Annotated in this window: 1 protein-coding gene; it reads left to right on the plus strand. The window is 66.2% G+C overall.

The window, feature by feature from the left end; genetic code table 11:
- Positions 1-28 precede the first annotated feature (28 nt).
- A partial coding sequence (locus EIK80_RS25815; RefSeq protein WP_148099157.1) for a nuclear transport factor 2 family protein occupies positions 29-278 on the plus strand: 250 nt, incomplete at its 3' end.

A 278-nucleotide genomic window follows, 5' to 3' on the forward strand; every position in this document is an offset into this window, starting at 1 on the left:
GGCGCGTTGCGCCATGGACCACTGAAAGATGCCCACGACCGAACGACTCGAATCATTCATCGCCGCCGTCGAAGGCGGCGCGCATGCCAAGGCCATCGAGGACTACTACACCGAAGACGCCACCATGCGCGAGAACCAGGCCGAACCGCGGCGCGGCCGCAGCACGCTGGTGGCCCAGGAAACCACCGTGCTGGAGCGCACCGAGTCGGTGGTCTCCACCTGCGTTCGGCCGGTGCTGGTGAACGGCGACCACGTCGCGATCCACTGGATCTTCGAGT

Origin of the sequence: Caulobacter sp. 602-1 (genome assembly GCF_003931565.1) — a bacterium.
GTDB lineage: Bacteria > Pseudomonadota > Alphaproteobacteria > Caulobacterales > Caulobacteraceae > Caulobacter.